The sequence below is a fragment of the Psychrobacter sp. AOP5-GZ1-6 genome (assembly GCF_052376345.1).
Classification (GTDB): domain Bacteria; phylum Pseudomonadota; class Gammaproteobacteria; order Pseudomonadales; family Moraxellaceae; genus Psychrobacter.
Genome location: NZ_JBQSVP010000016.1, coordinates 1 through 15,653 on the forward strand (window position 1 = coordinate 1; position 15,653 = coordinate 15,653).

Annotated in this window: 11 protein-coding genes and 2 tRNA genes; 7 read left to right on the top strand and 6 right to left on the bottom strand. The window is 44.0% G+C overall.

Going from position 1 to position 15,653, the window contains the following annotated elements; all coding sequences use genetic code 11:
* Nucleotides 1–90 precede the first annotated feature (90 nt).
* The 6 genes from ACT3RN_RS03810 to gltX form a co-directional block, all read right to left on the bottom strand.
* Nucleotides 91–744 carry a LysE family translocator gene (locus tag ACT3RN_RS03810; protein WP_192519321.1) on the bottom strand — a complete coding sequence of 218 codons (654 nt, stop codon included), beginning with the start codon at nt 742–744 and terminating at the stop codon, nt 91–93.
* A gap of 293 nt (nt 745–1,037) precedes the next feature.
* Nucleotides 1,038–1,113, bottom strand: a tRNA-Glu gene (locus ACT3RN_RS03815).
* A 149-nt stretch (nt 1,114–1,262) separates the two neighbouring features.
* Nucleotides 1,263–1,338 (bottom strand) — tRNA-Ala (locus ACT3RN_RS03820).
* 250 nt (nt 1,339–1,588) lie between these two features.
* The gene (locus ACT3RN_RS03825) at nt 1,589–3,568 is read right to left on the bottom strand and encodes an oleate hydratase (RefSeq protein ID WP_192992110.1); all 1,980 of its coding nucleotides are present in this window, start codon (nt 3,566–3,568) and stop codon (nt 1,589–1,591) included.
* Between the two features lie 240 nt (nt 3,569–3,808).
* Nucleotides 3,809–4,174, bottom strand: coding sequence for a hypothetical protein (locus ACT3RN_RS03830; protein ID WP_192519323.1), 366 nt, complete (start codon nt 4,172–4,174; stop codon nt 3,809–3,811).
* A 143-nt stretch (nt 4,175–4,317) separates the two neighbouring features.
* The gene (gene gltX / locus ACT3RN_RS03835) at nt 4,318–5,844 is read right to left on the bottom strand and encodes a glutamate--tRNA ligase (RefSeq protein ID WP_192519324.1); all 1,527 of its coding nucleotides are present in this window, start codon (nt 5,842–5,844) and stop codon (nt 4,318–4,320) included.
* A 336-nt stretch (nt 5,845–6,180) separates the two neighbouring features.
* On the opposite strand from gltX, the gene rsmH reads away from it, so the two are divergent.
* From rsmH to ACT3RN_RS03870, 7 genes are all read left to right on the top strand, one after another.
* Entirely contained in the window at nt 6,181–7,287 is a 1,107-nt protein-coding gene (gene rsmH, locus ACT3RN_RS03840; protein ID WP_192992111.1) for a 16S rRNA (cytosine(1402)-N(4))-methyltransferase RsmH, read from the top strand.
* Nucleotides 7,288–7,510: 223 nt separating this feature from the next.
* On the top strand, nt 7,511–7,996 hold the full coding sequence (gene ftsL / locus ACT3RN_RS03845; RefSeq protein WP_192519326.1) for a cell division protein FtsL: 486 nt from the start codon (nt 7,511–7,513) through the stop codon (nt 7,994–7,996).
* Nucleotides 7,993–10,098, top strand: a complete 2,106-nt coding sequence (locus ACT3RN_RS03850) for a peptidoglycan D,D-transpeptidase FtsI family protein (RefSeq protein ID WP_192519327.1) — start codon at nt 7,993–7,995, stop codon at nt 10,096–10,098. Before ftsL ends, ACT3RN_RS03850 begins: the two co-directional genes overlap by 4 nt.
* A gap of 83 nt (nt 10,099–10,181) precedes the next feature.
* Nucleotides 10,182–11,846, top strand: a complete 1,665-nt coding sequence (locus tag ACT3RN_RS03855; RefSeq protein WP_192519328.1) for a UDP-N-acetylmuramoyl-L-alanyl-D-glutamate--2,6-diaminopimelate ligase — start codon at nt 10,182–10,184, stop codon at nt 11,844–11,846.
* A 97-nt stretch (nt 11,847–11,943) separates the two neighbouring features.
* The gene (locus tag ACT3RN_RS03860; RefSeq protein ID WP_192519329.1) at nt 11,944–13,410 is read left to right on the top strand and encodes a UDP-N-acetylmuramoyl-tripeptide--D-alanyl-D-alanine ligase; all 1,467 of its coding nucleotides are present in this window, start codon (nt 11,944–11,946) and stop codon (nt 13,408–13,410) included.
* Nucleotides 13,411–13,413: 3 nt separating this feature from the next.
* Nucleotides 13,414–14,532, top strand: a complete 1,119-nt coding sequence (mraY, locus tag ACT3RN_RS03865) for a phospho-N-acetylmuramoyl-pentapeptide-transferase (RefSeq protein WP_192519330.1) — start codon at nt 13,414–13,416, stop codon at nt 14,530–14,532.
* A gap of 170 nt (nt 14,533–14,702) precedes the next feature.
* Nucleotides 14,703–15,629 (top strand): putative RNA methyltransferase, encoded by a 927-nt coding sequence (locus ACT3RN_RS03870; protein WP_192519331.1) that lies wholly within the window; start codon nt 14,703–14,705, stop codon nt 15,627–15,629.
* Nucleotides 15,630–15,653: the final 24 nt, after the last annotated feature.

Below are 15,653 nucleotides of genomic sequence, written 5' to 3' on the forward strand. Positions count from 1 at the left end.
CTATATAAGAAATAATAGACATAAAAAATCCCAGTCACCGTATGATGACTGGGATTTTTTATGGAAATAACTTTTTCGCTGTTAAGATGCTTAACCCTTCTCGGTCAGCAGTTTAATACCCAAACCAAAAAATATTATGCCGCTAATCTTGTTTAATAAAGTTTCGATAGACGGTTTTTCACGCAGGCTTTTGCTAAAGCGTGACGATAACAGCGACAGACAAGAAAACCAGATAAAACCAGTGATAGCAAAGGTAATGCCCAACATCAAAAATGACAACATGCCATAAGCATAGCTAGAGTCAATAAACTGGGGAAGAAAGGCTAGGAAAAATAGCGCGACCTTCGGATTAAACACGTTGGTTAATACGCCTTGTTTATAAGTTTTCCAGCCTTCTTTATTCTGATTGCTGGCAATACTTTGGTCGCTAGCTAAGCTATTTGCTATCGAGCTTGAGTTTTTGCTTAGCAGCATTTTTAGACCCAAATAGCACAAGTAAGCCGCCCCAATGTATTTAACGATCATAAATGCCATTGGTGAGCTGGCGAGCAATACTGATAATCCTAAGGATGCCAATAGCGTATGTACCAAAATACCTGAGGTAATGCCTAGTACAGAGTGAAACCCAGCGGTCTGTCCTTGTGAGACACTACGAGTAATAATATAGATACTGTCAGTGCCTGGCGTTAGGTTTAATAAAATCGCCGCTAAGATAAACCCTAGATAATTTTCGATACCAAACATTGCAATCACTTCCCTTTAGTCACGCTAAGCCTCATCATTTATCGTATGTGGCTGCACTTTATAAACACGCTTATTAGATCGATAGTAACGAGTATTAGATAAGTTGGCAATAGCGCTATTAGCAGTATGCTAGCAGCTATTAATAATAAGCTAACGACAGCGGAATAGAGGGTGTTAAGAAACCAATAGACATAAAAAATCCCAGTCACCGTATGATGACTGGGATTTTTTATTGTTCGCTTATTAGCCTAACCTGATGCTAAGCAAAAGTGCTAATAAGTGACGCCGAATAGTGGCGTCCCCAGGGGGATTCGAACCCCCGTTACCGCCGTGAAAGGGCGGTGTCCTAGGCCTCTAGACGATGGGGACGCATAGAGTGTCATAACTAAGGGTTACAACGGTACTTCACAATATCAGATGGCTTATTATAAATAAGCATTGCCTAGGTGCTGATATCGTACTTTAGCGAGTATTGATAATGTAGCATCTGTTGATGCTAATCTTTGCTATAAATAGCATGGTGGAGCTAAACGGAGTCGAACCGTTGACCCCTTGCATGCCATGCAAGTGCTCTACCAACTGAGCTATAGCCCCTCGCTAAGAGTGTGCGTATTTTATGTAAGAGCGGCAGCCTTGTCAACTACTATTTTTAAAATAATTGGTTTTTTTCATATAAAGATAATGATTTAACCATTTTTAGGCCATTTATAGTCTAAATTGAGGACAGGCCCTAATCTTATTCTATTGTTTTATGATGAATATAAGCTGATAGTGAGCCAAAAAGAGGCAGAAAAATATCACGGCTATACAAGATAACCGTAATATTAAAACCAGCTTAATAGCGTTATTTGTTCCACAGCCCTTTGATAGCTTCCCACTGTTGAGAGAGTAAATGGTTACTGGGTTTATCGTCTTTATTACTTGTTGAGTCAGATGGCGGCAGGACATGCTCATAGTAAGTGTTTTTGAGGAGATGACGTAATATGCTTTCGCCAATAAAGCCTTTACCATCATTGAGCGTGTTCGCCGCTCTCAGTAAGTGACGGATATCATATTGTGAAGGATCAATATCGGGCACTTGTTTTTTGACATCAAGTAATGAGTAAACAGCAATACGAGCCGTGCGAACAGAGCTTTCGACGGTAAACACCACGTCATTATTGGTTTCGACGAACTGTCCTACCAGTCCTAAATTGGTACAGCCTTTGGGTACAATATCAGGGCGATCGCCTTTGGCTCTAGGCATAAACATTGAGGTAATATAAGGCATATATGCCGTTTTGACGATGGTATTGTCTATGACATTATCGCTCTCACTACTGATTCCCAAATGATAACAAAGCTCGCTTAAAATCTCGCTACCCGTACATTTAGGCATAGGTTTTTTAACATGATTGCCCTCTTTATCCATCAGTAAACTGTATACCCAAAGCACTAAAGTGTCTTTTGGCTGATCAGGGAAATGTGGTTGGCGGTTACAAGTAAAGCTCATGAGCCAGTTTGAATCCGTAAAGGTAATGATGCCACCTGTGGCTGTTTTACCAGAGTAGGGGTCATTAACCGACAAGGTTTTAAGCTTATTCGTCAGCGCTGAAGGCTTGCAGGTCAATGTCGCTGACATCCAAGAAGACTGATCGACATGAGTATTGAATTTTTCAGGATGCCCAAAGACTGTAGATTTTTTTGCTAAGTTATTCCAAAGTTGCCAACCAGATGATTGACCCATGGTGTCTTTATTGAAGTCTAATTTTGGTGAGGTCTCGTTATCGCCATAACGGGTGTCTTCAGTCATGGAGCCTGTGGTAACAATGACAAAATCTTTATCCGTTATTGAGATGTTGGCAGGTTTGCCAGCTGTTTGAGCGATAATCGTGCGAACTTGTTTTTTAGCAGTGTCATCAGCGGTACCATCAACATCAACATCAACATCAATGTCTAAGTCGGTCACTAGCGTGTCGTATTGAAAGTTGACGCCTTTTTCGATCAAGTAGTTACGTAATGGTAGGACGAAACCATCGTACTGGTTGTATTTTGGGAATACCAGCGCAGACATATCATGCAGACCATCTAAGTCCTGCAAAAACCGATGCATGTAAAGCTTTAATTCTAGCAAGCTATGCCAGTTTTCAAAGGCAAACATAGTCCGCCAAAACGTCCAAAAGTTACTATTAAGAAAACGCTCACTAAAGTAATCTTCAACAGTCAGATCATCCAAGGTTTCTTTACGTTTTAGTAGTAGTCGGATGATTGCTAGCTGGTCTGCTTTAGCCAAGCCAAAATAGCTAAAATCTTTTATCTCACCCTGATTATGTAGTAAACGAGCAATAGAATAGTTGGGGTCATCGTCGTTGACAATGCGATACTCATCTAACGTACTGTATGGCTCAGGCATTTCAAGTGCGGGTATGTCTTGAAATAAATCCCAAAAATTCTCGTAAGTAAACTCCATCTCGCGACCACCGCGAACCATATAACCGCTTTCTGCTGTACCTTTGCCGTCTAGCGAACCACCCGCTATGTCTAACTTCTCTAACAAAGTGATGTTTTCTGCAGGAACTTTGCCATCTCTGATACTGTAGTAGGCACTTGCTAGCCCTGCGATACCACTACCCACAATGTATACTTTACTGTCTTGATAGGCGTCAGTCGGTCTGCCGATATTGCGCTGATAGTTACCGATTTTGTCCGCGAAAGGTAGGCTTTGCGAGGGGCTGTTATGAAAATAAGTGCTACTAGCATCAGGCTGATGTGTAAAGCTATTGGTTTTATTATTGTGATTATTAAATGCTAAGTCTTCATTAAGGTTATTTTGGTTATCACTCATTGTTTATCTCCATTATGGATTAAATAAAATGAATTATTACTTGATGACAACTTAATAATACGCCTAATGGCTACCTTCTAACACTACAGTTTTAGACTATAGTATTCACATTTTTTATCAGATTGATTTTATGAGCAATTTTAATGTTTTTGATGTGCGATGCCTGAATATCGCTAGATTTGGTGGCATCGCATTCATCGAATCATATGTATGAGCACTAATTACCGTGATGAGTACTAACTAGCGCGGGTTTTGCTTGAGAGCGATTTCTTTGATGGCTTTGTCGGTAAAAAACTCTTCTTCGCTGCCATCAGAAAATAGGATTACACAGCACTCAGTAGGGACATACTGTCCGCCTTTTTCTCTGACGGTTCTGACACCTTTGAAGCCAGTGATTTCAAACGCATTTAATTTACCTAGGTTATGCTTGGTATAGCCACAGTAAGTGGTGTATATCCATTTTAAATCGTCAAAATCTTGGCCTGTTGTCAGGGTGAGTTTTGCGTCAAAAAGCTCTTTTACGATCGCATCATAGTATTTCTGTGCTTCTTTTAGGGTATTAAAGACATAATCTTTGCTTTCTATCGTGACGGTTTTGGCGGCCATTTTGACTCCAATTAAGAGGTTTAATCGTATGAGAGTAGTGATGTTGATTAAGAATAAAAAAGGGTCAGAACTGGCCTGACCCTTCTAAATATGACAAGTTTAGCTCATTGGTTATTTAGCAGATAAGTCATTCAGCTTTTAAACTATTCAGCAGCCAAAAAATCCGGTAACTCAGCCGCTTGTTTCTCTAGCTTTTTCAGTTTCTTTTTGCCAAGGCCACCTAATACATCAACCGCATGACGCAAGCGAGTCAGCGTCATGTCAGCACCGATAATTGCCATAGAGTTCATGACTGGCGTCGATGAGGTGCTACCAGCGATAGCGATAAAGAACGGCGCCATAAAGTCGCGCATCTTAATATCGAGGTGAGCGGCCAGACCTTTTAGCGTGGCATAGATGTTTTCTTCTGACCACGTTGGTAGCACTTCAAGCTTCCAAAGCGCGAACTGCAGCATCTCGATGATTTGCTCAGGTGTGAGCGTTTTATGCGTAAAGCTCTCAGCAGTGATATCAGGTAGGTTCTGGAAGTAGAAACCACCCCAATTAACTGCATCAGACAGTAACTCAATACGTGGCTGAATCGCTGCTGCGATAGCCGTTAACTTATCGCTGTTGCTGGCCCATTCTAGGATTTTATTTTTTAGTTGCTCAGGCGTGAGTGCACGTAGCCATTCGCTATTTAGCCAGTTGAGCTTTTCGATATCGAAGATAGGACCGCCGAGCGACACACGCTGAATATCAAAGCTGGCAATCATCTCATCTAGAGTGAATTGCTCAGCATCATTAGGCATCGAGTAGCCCATACGGCCGAGGTAGTTGAGCAGCGCTTCAGGCAACACGCCTGCATCACGATAGTAGGTGATAGAGGTTGGGTTTTTACGCTTAGACAGCTTTGATTTGTCAGGGTTACGCAGCAATGGCATATGGCAAAGGGTAGGCATCTCCCAACCAAAATATTCATACAGCAGTTGATGCTTAGGTGCAGAGTTTAGCCATTCTTCGCCGCGCATAACGTGGGTGATTTCCATCAAGTGGTCATCGACGACGTTGGCCAGATGATAAGTAGGCATGCCATCAGTTTTGAGCAGCACTTGCATGTCTACCTGTGCCCAAGGAATCTCAACCGTACCGCGCAGCATGTCATGTACTTGGCAAATGCCTTCGGTTGGTACATGCATACGAATGACGTATGGTTTGCCATCGGCGACCATTTTGTCTGACTCTTCACGTGATAAGTTGGCATAACGGCCATCGTAACGAGGGGTCTCGCCATTGGCCATTTGTGCCGCACGCATCGCATCTAGCTCTTCGCTGGTACAAAAACAGCGGAAGGCATGACCACTATCTAGCAGCTGCTCAGCATGTTTTTTGTAGATATCGCCGCGTTCGCTTTGACGATAAGGGGCATGTGGACCACCGATGTCTGGACCTTCGCTCCAATCGAGGCCTACCCAACGCAGCGCATCCAAAATCATTTGTTCAGATTGCTCGGTTGAGCGCGTTTGGTCAGTGTCTTCGATACGCAAAATAAACTCGCCGCCATTCGCTTTAGCAAAGGCTAAATTAAATAGTGCAATATAAGCTGTGCCTACATGAGGAAAGCCAGTTGGTGAAGGCGCGATACGAGTACGAATAGGGCGCGTTGATGCTTGGGTCGATGGTTGCGTCATAAGAATCTCAGAGTGTGTTTATTGATAAATGTATTGGTTAACGAGTCTAGCAATGAAAGAGGGTAATAAAAAACCGCAATGATAAATATATATGACAAATATGAATGAAATATTTGCAAAAATACAGATGAAACAATAGCTGTCAAAGCCAAAAAATAGCGTAAAATATAGCGCTAGTATAACAGAGAGATGGGATATTTTTAATGAAAAGCCCGTCTAGCGCTTGACTACAGATATATCCTTGCGATAATAATGCTAGGCAAGACATAACTTGTTTATTTTCATCTGATTTTTTACTATTACTGGCCAATATGGTCGCCATCTACTGAGTCGTTTGTGTCACTATTAAATAATAAGCCAGAAAAAAAGCCACTATCTAACGTAAATCATTCTGAAACTGCTGACGATACCCACTCTGATGAATTAAGTTTTGTTCATGATGCCGTACTTTTACCAGAGACAGTCGCGGCAGTGTTGGATGTCAAATCCCTGCCTAAGCAAACAGGCAGCGAGGGTAAAGGCAGTGATGATAAAAGCAATAACGACCAAAATAGCTTGAAGGTAAGCGGTATCTATGTCGACGCCACCTTTGGGCGCGGTGGTCATAGCAGGTTATTATTAAGTCAACTTGCCGATGATGCGCAGCTGATTGTTTTTGATAAAGATCCGACAGCCATTAGCGTGGCTCAAGAACTGGCAAGTACTGATCGCCGCGTAAAAGTGGTTCATGACAGCTTTGCGACACTGACGGACAGCTTAGCTGCGATGGGCATTACTGAGGTGGACGGGCTAATGGCGGATTTGGGTATTTCCTCACCGCAAATCGATGATGGCAGTCGTGGCTTTAGTTTTATGCGTGATGGCGCGGTCGATATGCGCATGGATACCAGTCGTGGACAGTCAGTCGCCCAGTGGCTAGAAACAGTCGATGATGAAACGTTGGCCAATGTGCTTTATGAGTTTGGTGAGGAGCGTCATAGCCGCCGTATCGCCCGTGCCATCAAACAGATGGACAGTTATGAGTCGACGCTTGAGTTGGCAGAGGTTATCAAAGTTGCGCATCCGAACTGGCAGCGTGGCAAACATCCAGCGACCCAAAGTTTTCAGGCCATGCGAATTTTTATTAATAATGAGCTTGGTGATGTTGATGCCTTTTTGGAGCAAAGCATTCCTATTTTAAAGTCAGGCGGACAGCTAGCCGTGATTAGTTTTCATTCGTTAGAAGATCGCCGTATCAAGCAGTTTTTGCAGCGGCATAGTAAAGGTCAGTATCCAGAAGACGAAAACCTACCGATGCCGCCCAATCGCCCGCGTTATTTTAGTAAACCAAAACGCGTCGGTCCAAGCAAAGCAGAAACCAGTCAAAACCCACGCTCGCGTAGTGCGTGGTTGCGACTGGCAACACGTACAGATGTCGATTACCTACCTGTTACTGAGCAATAACTCTTACTTAAGTGATAAGTACTAGGACATGTGTTGTTTCTAGCACGTGACGGGTTGTCTTAATGCTTACGCAGCTGTTAAAAAGCTGTAAACATTATCTGATAGGCTCGGCAATTGCTTTCTTGTTTGTTTACATTTTGATGGTGCTGACGGCTAATGAGTTTTTATCACTCATAGACGATTATCGCTTTTTACATTTTGAAGTTCACTTTTTGAGATCGTCATGGCAATATCTGACAAACCGACAAACCGTCGCGCTGCATCATCTTATAACCCCGATATCGGCGAATTGTTTGTGCGCCGATTTAATGTGGTTAGCATTTATGTGGTGGTGCTCTTGCTGCTAGCAGCGGCGATTATATGGAGCGGTATCAAAACTGCCGAAGGCGTCCAGCAATACCATCAGGATTATAAAACCTTGCAAGACATGAAAAAGCAAGAGCGCAAGCTTCAAGTTGAACACCAACGTTTACTCATTGAGCAACAGACGTTTAGTGCGACCCCGCAAATCGCCAGTCGGGCAGTATCTGAGTTAGGTATGTTTTCACCGACGCTCAAAGACAAACTCATTATTCAACCAGGTGCATCGACTGCGCTAGTGCCAGTTGTTGACGAGCCAGATGTAGATGACGCCACTGATAGTTCAGATGTATATGAATCAGATGCAGATACGTCGCCTAGTTCTGGCTCAGAGGAGGCAGGACAATGAGTGATAAAAAATCCAATGCACCAAAAGGCAAGGGCACTGCGAAAACGCCTAGAAAAAAACCTGCTAGTGGCAAAGTCACCAAACCATTGCGTCCTGCAAGTGCGGCTAAATCTGGGCAAACCAGCAGTAAGGCTGAACGTAAAGGATCTGGCAACCGTAAAGCCAAGTTATTTGATCGTCTAAAAAAGAATGATACAGAAGGTGCTTATACCAGCGTTAAAAACCAAAAAAGCAAAAGAGGGTTTTTGGGCAAGGCGTCAGGGGCTTCTTCGCGTGGTGGCTTCGATCAGGATAAAAACCGTTTTCGTACTATTTGGGCTATTGCACTTATTATATTAGGCTTACTGATCGCACGAGCTTACTATTTACAAGTCGCTAATGCGCAGTTCTATCAAGATAAAGGCGATGAGCTCATTACCAGCACACGCACACAAAAATCCTATCGTGGCATGATTACAGATCGTAATAACTTACCGTTAGCTGTCAGTGCACCACTAGCCACCGTTTCTTTCAGCCCACATGATTATGCTCGCGAATATTATGAGCTCAAGCGTATTATTCTGACCAATCCTGATAGTCCACAACTGATTGCTCGTATGCAAAAGCGCTTAGATGGTATGGATTTAACCAAACTGGCTGCGGCAGCGAATATTTCAGTCAGTAAGCTAGAAAAAGTCACTGCAATCGATGACAGTATAGATGTTACCGATGAAGCAGCGGTTAAGGCTGTACTGCCGTCTGGTCCGGGATCGCATTATCTACCACTATTGAACAAAGTCACGCCTGAGATTGCTCAGAGTGTCAGTTCGCTTGATTTTCCTGGTGTCTATGAAAAAAGCTTCTTTCAGCGTTATTACCCGCAGCCACAACCGAACTCGCAATTGCTTGGATTTATGGGCCAAAACGCCAATGACCCTGATGGTGGCTATGAAGGTCGTGCTGGAATCGAACGTCAGTACGAGAAAGAGCTGGCGGGCGAGGATGGTCAAGTATTGGTACTAAAAGATGCCAAACAGAACAGCCTGAAAGAGATCAAACAAATTGAGCCAGAAGTTCCTGGCAAAGACGTGGCATTGACTATTGATTCGCGTCTTCAGTACTTACTCTATAAAGAACTAGAAAAAGCAGGGCGCTTACAGAGGGCACGTTGGTCGACAGGGATGATCGTCGATGTACAAACGGGTGAGGTACTTGCATTATCGACCTGGCCATCATTTAACTCAAATAATTTGAATGAGATGACCGGTGAAAATCAGCGTAATAGAGCAGTATTGGATGTCTTTGAGCCTGGCTCAGTCATGAAGCCATTTACGGTTGCTGCTGCTTTAGATTCTGGCAAGTATACGTCTACTTCTTTAATTGATACCAATCCTGGATCTATTCGTGTGCGTGGCTATACTATTCGTGACCATAATAACTTAGGCATGATTAATTTGGCTACGTTGTTGCAGAAATCTAGTAACGTCGCTTCTACTAAGATTGCGTTGTCGTTACCAGCTGATGCTATCAGCAATATGCAAAGGCAGTTTGGCTTTGGTGAAAAGACACCACTTCAATTCCCTGGTGAGGGCAAAGGTATGGTTGTCACACCAAAAGAAAAAGAAACGGCAAGGCGTGCAACTGTCAGTTATGGCTATGGTCTACAAGTAACTGTGGCACAGATAGCGCAAGCATACTCAGCATTGGCTGCAGGTGGGGTGATGCATCCTTTGACATTAATCAAAGATGATAAGGCGCAGCCAAGCAAACGTATCATGGAGCATGAACAAGCGATGTCGATTGTTCAAATGCTGGAAAGTGTCACTGAGCAAGGTGGTACGGCAAAAGCCGCCGCTATCGACGGTTATCGTGTCGCGGGTAAAACAGGAACGTCGCGTCGTATCAATCCAGACGGTGGTTACTATAGCGATCAATATCGTAACGTCTTTGCTGGTATAGCACCTGCGTCCAATCCAAGGCTCGTCGGCGTGATGCTGATCGAAGATCCACGTGGTCAGATTTATGCTGGTTTGACAGTCGCTCCAGTCTTTCATAATGTTATGAAAGAGGCACTACGCCTATATAATGTACCATTGGATAAGCCGTTAAAAACTGAAAATTGATGATCTTAGATGTTGGTTCATGAATGTTTTTTAATATTTAACCTTTAACTCTTTAATTTGTTTTAACCGTTTAGGATTTGCCGATGACTATCTTATCGCCCAACAATACGACTGTTACCTTGCAACAGCTGATTCAATCTAGTGACAGTGGCAAACATGGTTTACAACAGTTATCAATGGCGATAGTAGCGGCATCTAAAGCACATATAGCGATTCAAGATACATCTAACCATACGGACATGGCGATCAACACCCCATTTCAGCAGTTTCGTCTAGATAGTCGTCAGTTAGAGACAGGTGATGTATTTGTTTTATTAAAAAGCCAGACTGAAAATGATCAAAAAAGTCGTGATTACCTATATCAAGCCGCTAAAAATGCGGCTTTTATCCTATCAGAAATAGACCCTGTCATATTACTCGCTATGATTGATGACCCTAGCGAGCAGCAGTCATTAGCGGCGTTAAAGTGTCCAGTGCTATATGTCCCGAATATCCGTGATTTTTTAGGTGATTTGATTCAAGCGCGTTTGCAGTATCAGCAACCAGTCGATTTACCCGATGTCGTTGCGGTAACGGGTACCAATGGCAAAACCACGATCAGTCAATTGGTAGCACAATTAACACAGCTGACGGGCATGAGTAGTGCCGTGATGGGGACAGCAGGTAATGGTCGACTTGGTGCGCTGCAACAAGCCAGTCATACCACTGGTGACGCCTTGGCTGTTCAGCAATTTTTATATCAAATGGGTTTAGAGAACGCTGAGATATTGGCCTTGGAAGCCAGCTCGCACGGGTTAGATCAGCAGCGCTTGCAAGGCATGCCCGTGTCTGTGGCGATTTATACCAATTTGAGTCGCGACCATTTAGATTATCATGCTGATATGGCAGAATATGCAGCGGCAAAGGCCAAGCTTTTTGATAGCAAACATTTCCCTGATTTGACCCATGCCATTATTAATATCGATGATGAGTATGTGCAGGTGATGATCGATACAGCAAATGCCAGCGGTCTAACGGTCTGGACTTATAGTTTAGATCCATCAAAAGCAGCAACTTTTGTAGCGACTGAAATCAAACCGAGCTTACAAGGTGTTGAAGTTTGTTTGTGTGCTGATTTTGGTGGTGAACGCCAGAGCCGTACACATATTATCAGTCCATTATTGGGACGTTTTAATGTGGCAAACTTGCTTGCTGCTATTGGTGCTGTGGTTGCTTTAGGAACTGATTTGGATCGTATTGCCACAGTGGTACCGAAGTTGCAAGGTGCGGTGGGTCGTATGCAGCGAGTGCCTTCGAATGATGGCTGTTTTATCGTGGATTATGCGCACACGCCTGACGCGCTCAGCCAAGTACTAGCCAGTTTAAAAACGCATTGCAAAGGCCAGTTGTGGGCCGTGTTTGGCTGTGGTGGCGACCGTGATACAGGCAAGCGCCCATTGATGGCACAAGCAGGACTATCAGGTGCAGACCGTGTCATATTGACAGCGGACAACCCACGTACAGAAGATCCCAGTGCGATTTTGCAAGATATGCAAGCAGGAATGAGTACAGAACAATATCAGCGAACCCATATCGAACCTGCTCGTCAAGCAGCAATTGAATATGCCGTCTGTCATGCAGCGGCTGACGATATCGTCGTTATCGCTGGTAAAGGTCATGAAACCTATCAAGAAATAAACCATATTCGTTATGATTTTGATGACAGTGTTGTATTGCGGCAAACACTAGAGCAAGCCGGACGAGCATAGCAAGTTGGCATATGTCTCAATATTTTTGACGGCCTCATCAGTATCTGAAGATTTGATTTTTATAAAAACTAAGTAGTCATCATATAAGGTAATCACTATGACAGCCGACGACGATAATACCATTCAGGCGCAAGGGCTGTATGTCTGGCAAGTGGATAATCTACTTGCCGCGACAGCATCGCTTGATGGTCATTGGCAGCTATCACCAGAAAAAATAAGCGCAGGGCAGACAGTGCTATCAAAAGATGCGGTCAGTAGTAACCGTATTGCCACTGATACCCGGACGATAAAAGCAGGTGATATATTTTTAGCGCTCAGCGGTGATAACTTTGATGGCCATGATTATATTAATTTGGCTGCATCAAAAGGTGCAGTGGCTGCTATCGTGTCGCGGCCTATCACTATCACTGATCCAAATAATATTCCACAGCTAGTAGTAAGTGACACTCGTCTCGCGTTAGGGCAGTTGGCTGCCTATCGTCGTCAGCAGCATACCGACCTCACTGTGATTGCGATTACAGGATCTAGCGGTAAGACCACCTGCAAGGAGATGCTTGGTAGTATCTTTGGCAGATTGGCACCAACCTTGATTACCCGTGGTAATTTAAACAATGATTTGGGTGTGCCGATGATGCTCCTTGAGTTATCTGATCATCATCGTTATGCCATCTTAGAGTTGGGCGCTAACCATATTGGTGAGATTGCTTATACAACTGAGATTGTTCAGCCTGATGTGGCTTGTATCCTAAATATCGGTACTGCGCATTTGGGTGAGTTTGGTAGCCGTGAAGGTATCTGCCAGACCAAAGCAGAGATTTATAGCACATTAACCGATACTCAGTTTGCTATCGTGCCTGATAAAGATGACTTTGCCAATCAATTGCGCCGTATCGCGGAGACGCATACCTCACATGTGATTGGTTTTGGTAATACGGATGTGAGTGCGAGCCATTTAGATGTCGAGCCCGAACGTAGTGAGTTTAAGCTACATATTGGTAACCAAGTACAGGATATCACTTTGCCGCTAGCAGGAGAGCATAATGTCAATAATGCTTTGGCAGCTGCAGCATGCGCTCATGCCTTAAATATCGCGGTAGACGATATTGTCATTGGGCTTGAAAATGCCCGTCCAGCCAAAGGTCGTTTGAACAGTCAGCTGCTCGGCATGCATCGATTGATTGATGACACTTATAATGCCAACCCGCATTCAGTCCGTGCAGCTGCCAAAGTGTTGGCAGCGCAAACAGGGACGCAAGTCATGGTTTTAGGTGATATTGCTGAATTGGGTGATGCGGCAGTTAGCGAACATCAAAGTTTGGGACGTACGATAGCGACCACGGGTATTGATGCTTTACTGTGTGTGGGTGAGTATGCGCCTTATACTGTAGCAGGTGCAAAAGAGATTTCTGATATCAGTGCCCATGCATTCGCTGATAAAGACAGTTTGTTACAGTATTTACAGCCGTATTTACAAGCGCAACAGGCTCAGCCTTGTACTGTGTTGTTTAAAGGCTCTCGTTCCATGCAGATGGAAACACTTATCAATGCGCTAGTCGAGGAGTAGGCGGTGTTAGTTTGGTTGTTTGGCTGGCTTGGCCAGTATTATACGCCGTTTTCTGCGGTTTCTTCGTTGACGCTACGGGCGTTACTTGCGGTTGTGACCGCGCTTGCCTTTAGTATGATGTTTGGTGGGCCGGTCATTCGGCATCTACGAGCATTGAAATACGGTCAAGCCATTCGTAATGATGGTCCACAATCACATTTGGCCAAAACTGGTACTCCGACCATGGGTGGGGTATTAATTTTGAGCGCGATTGGCGTGTCGACACTGCTATGGGCGCGTTTAAATAACCCCTATGTGTGGATTTTACTCGTGGTCATGGTGATCTTCGGTGCGGTTGGCTGGGCAGATGATTGGCTAAAGATTAAATATAAAGATCCCAAAGGTCTCATCGCGCGCAAAAAATATTTTTGGTTATCGATGGGCGCTCTATTCGTTGGAGGGTCTTTATACTACATAGCCACGCTACAGCCAGATATCAATACCACGCGTGAGATGCAGGATTTGTTGATTCCTATCTTTAAAGATTGGGTGATTCCGTTTTCGGCAGTGCCATTTGGTATTGGCTTTATCATCTTTACTTATTTTGTGATTAATGGCGCATCCAATGCTGTCAACTTGACCGATGGTTTGGATGGTTTGGCTATTTTGCCAGTGGTGTTGGTAGCAGCGGGTTTGGGTGCCATGGCCTATGTTTCAGGTGATGTACGCTTTGCTGATTATTTGCATGTGCCTTATATCGCTTATAACTCTGAAGTGATTATCGTCTGCGGCTCGATGGTTGGGGCAGGGCTGGGTTTCTTATGGTTTAATGCTCATCCGGCGCAAGTGTTTATGGGCGATGTGGGTGCGCTTGCTCTCGGCGCGATGCTGGGTACGATTGCGGTGATGACTCGCCAAGAAATCGCTTTTGCCATTATGGGCGGTCTGTTTGTCGCTGAAGCATTGTCTGTCATGCTACAAGTTGGCTCGTATAAGCTGCGCAAAAAACGCGTCTTTCGTATGGCGCCACTGCATCATCATTTTGAAGAAATTGGCTGGAAAGAAACCCAAGTGGTCACAAGGTTCTGGATTATCGCTATTATCCTCGTGATTTTGGGACTCATGACCTTGAAGCTACGTTAAGACAGTCGTTACGATTGGTAGAAGTTGATATCTTTCATTTAAAAGCCACTTCAAATACATTTGAGGTGGCTTTTTTATGAGCTGCTTTGTCGCATGTCTTATCTTAGGTTTTATTTACTTGGTAAGCCTGAATTTTGGTAAAATGTGCAATATATTGTTATGACTTTGAGATGCTTGTGTCCTTGTTTATTTGTCCGCTTTGCCAGTCACCTTTAACACCTGCTCCTGATACGTGGCGCTGTGATGGTAGCCTAAATCCAAAGCAAACCAATCATCCGTTTGATGTGGCACGTCAGGGTTATGTCAATCTGCTACCAGTCCAACAAAAAAAATCCAAAGCACCGGGAGATAGCCAAGCATCTATTGAAGCGCGCAAGCGGTTTTTAGATGCAGGACATTATCAGCCGTTAAATGACTTGATTTGCCAAAAAATGCTAGCGTTGTTATCGCCAATTGAGCAGGTAAATTGGTTGGATATTGGTTGCGGTGAAGGGTATTACACCCAGTCGATGGCACAACTGGGTTCGGATGTTATGAATACGCTCATCGCAGCAGACATCAGCAAACCTGCCGTGGTGGAGGTTGCTAGGAGCAGTAAAGCTAAAAGCACACTATGGTATCAACAGGATCAAGAGTCAGCTACTCAGTCGACAGCGATTTACCCATTGGTAACCAGTGCTGCGCACTTACCGTTACGCGCGGGTAGTGTGACCGGTATCAGTAGTATTTTTAGTCCCATTTTGCCAGAGGCTTTTGCTGAAGTGTTGGCTGATGATGGCTATTTAATCATTGCCAAGCCTGATGTAGGACATCTGGCGACGATGCGTGATGCCTTATTTGATGATGTTCGTGAGCATGATTCTGATAAATTCTTAATGGAGTTAGCACCGTACTTCACATTGATGGATACTTATCGTATCAATACAGAACTGACGCTATCAGCAGGTGGTTTGGCTGATGTAATGACCATGACACCTTATGCATATCGTGCGCGTAGCGAGAAAAGACAAGCGCTTCTGACAGCAGTGGAAAAAAACGCATTTCATACTGAAGCAAAATTTGTGGTTTATGTTTTGCAAAAGACAGCGAAAAAGTAGCGATGATAAGTCATGGTAGTTTAT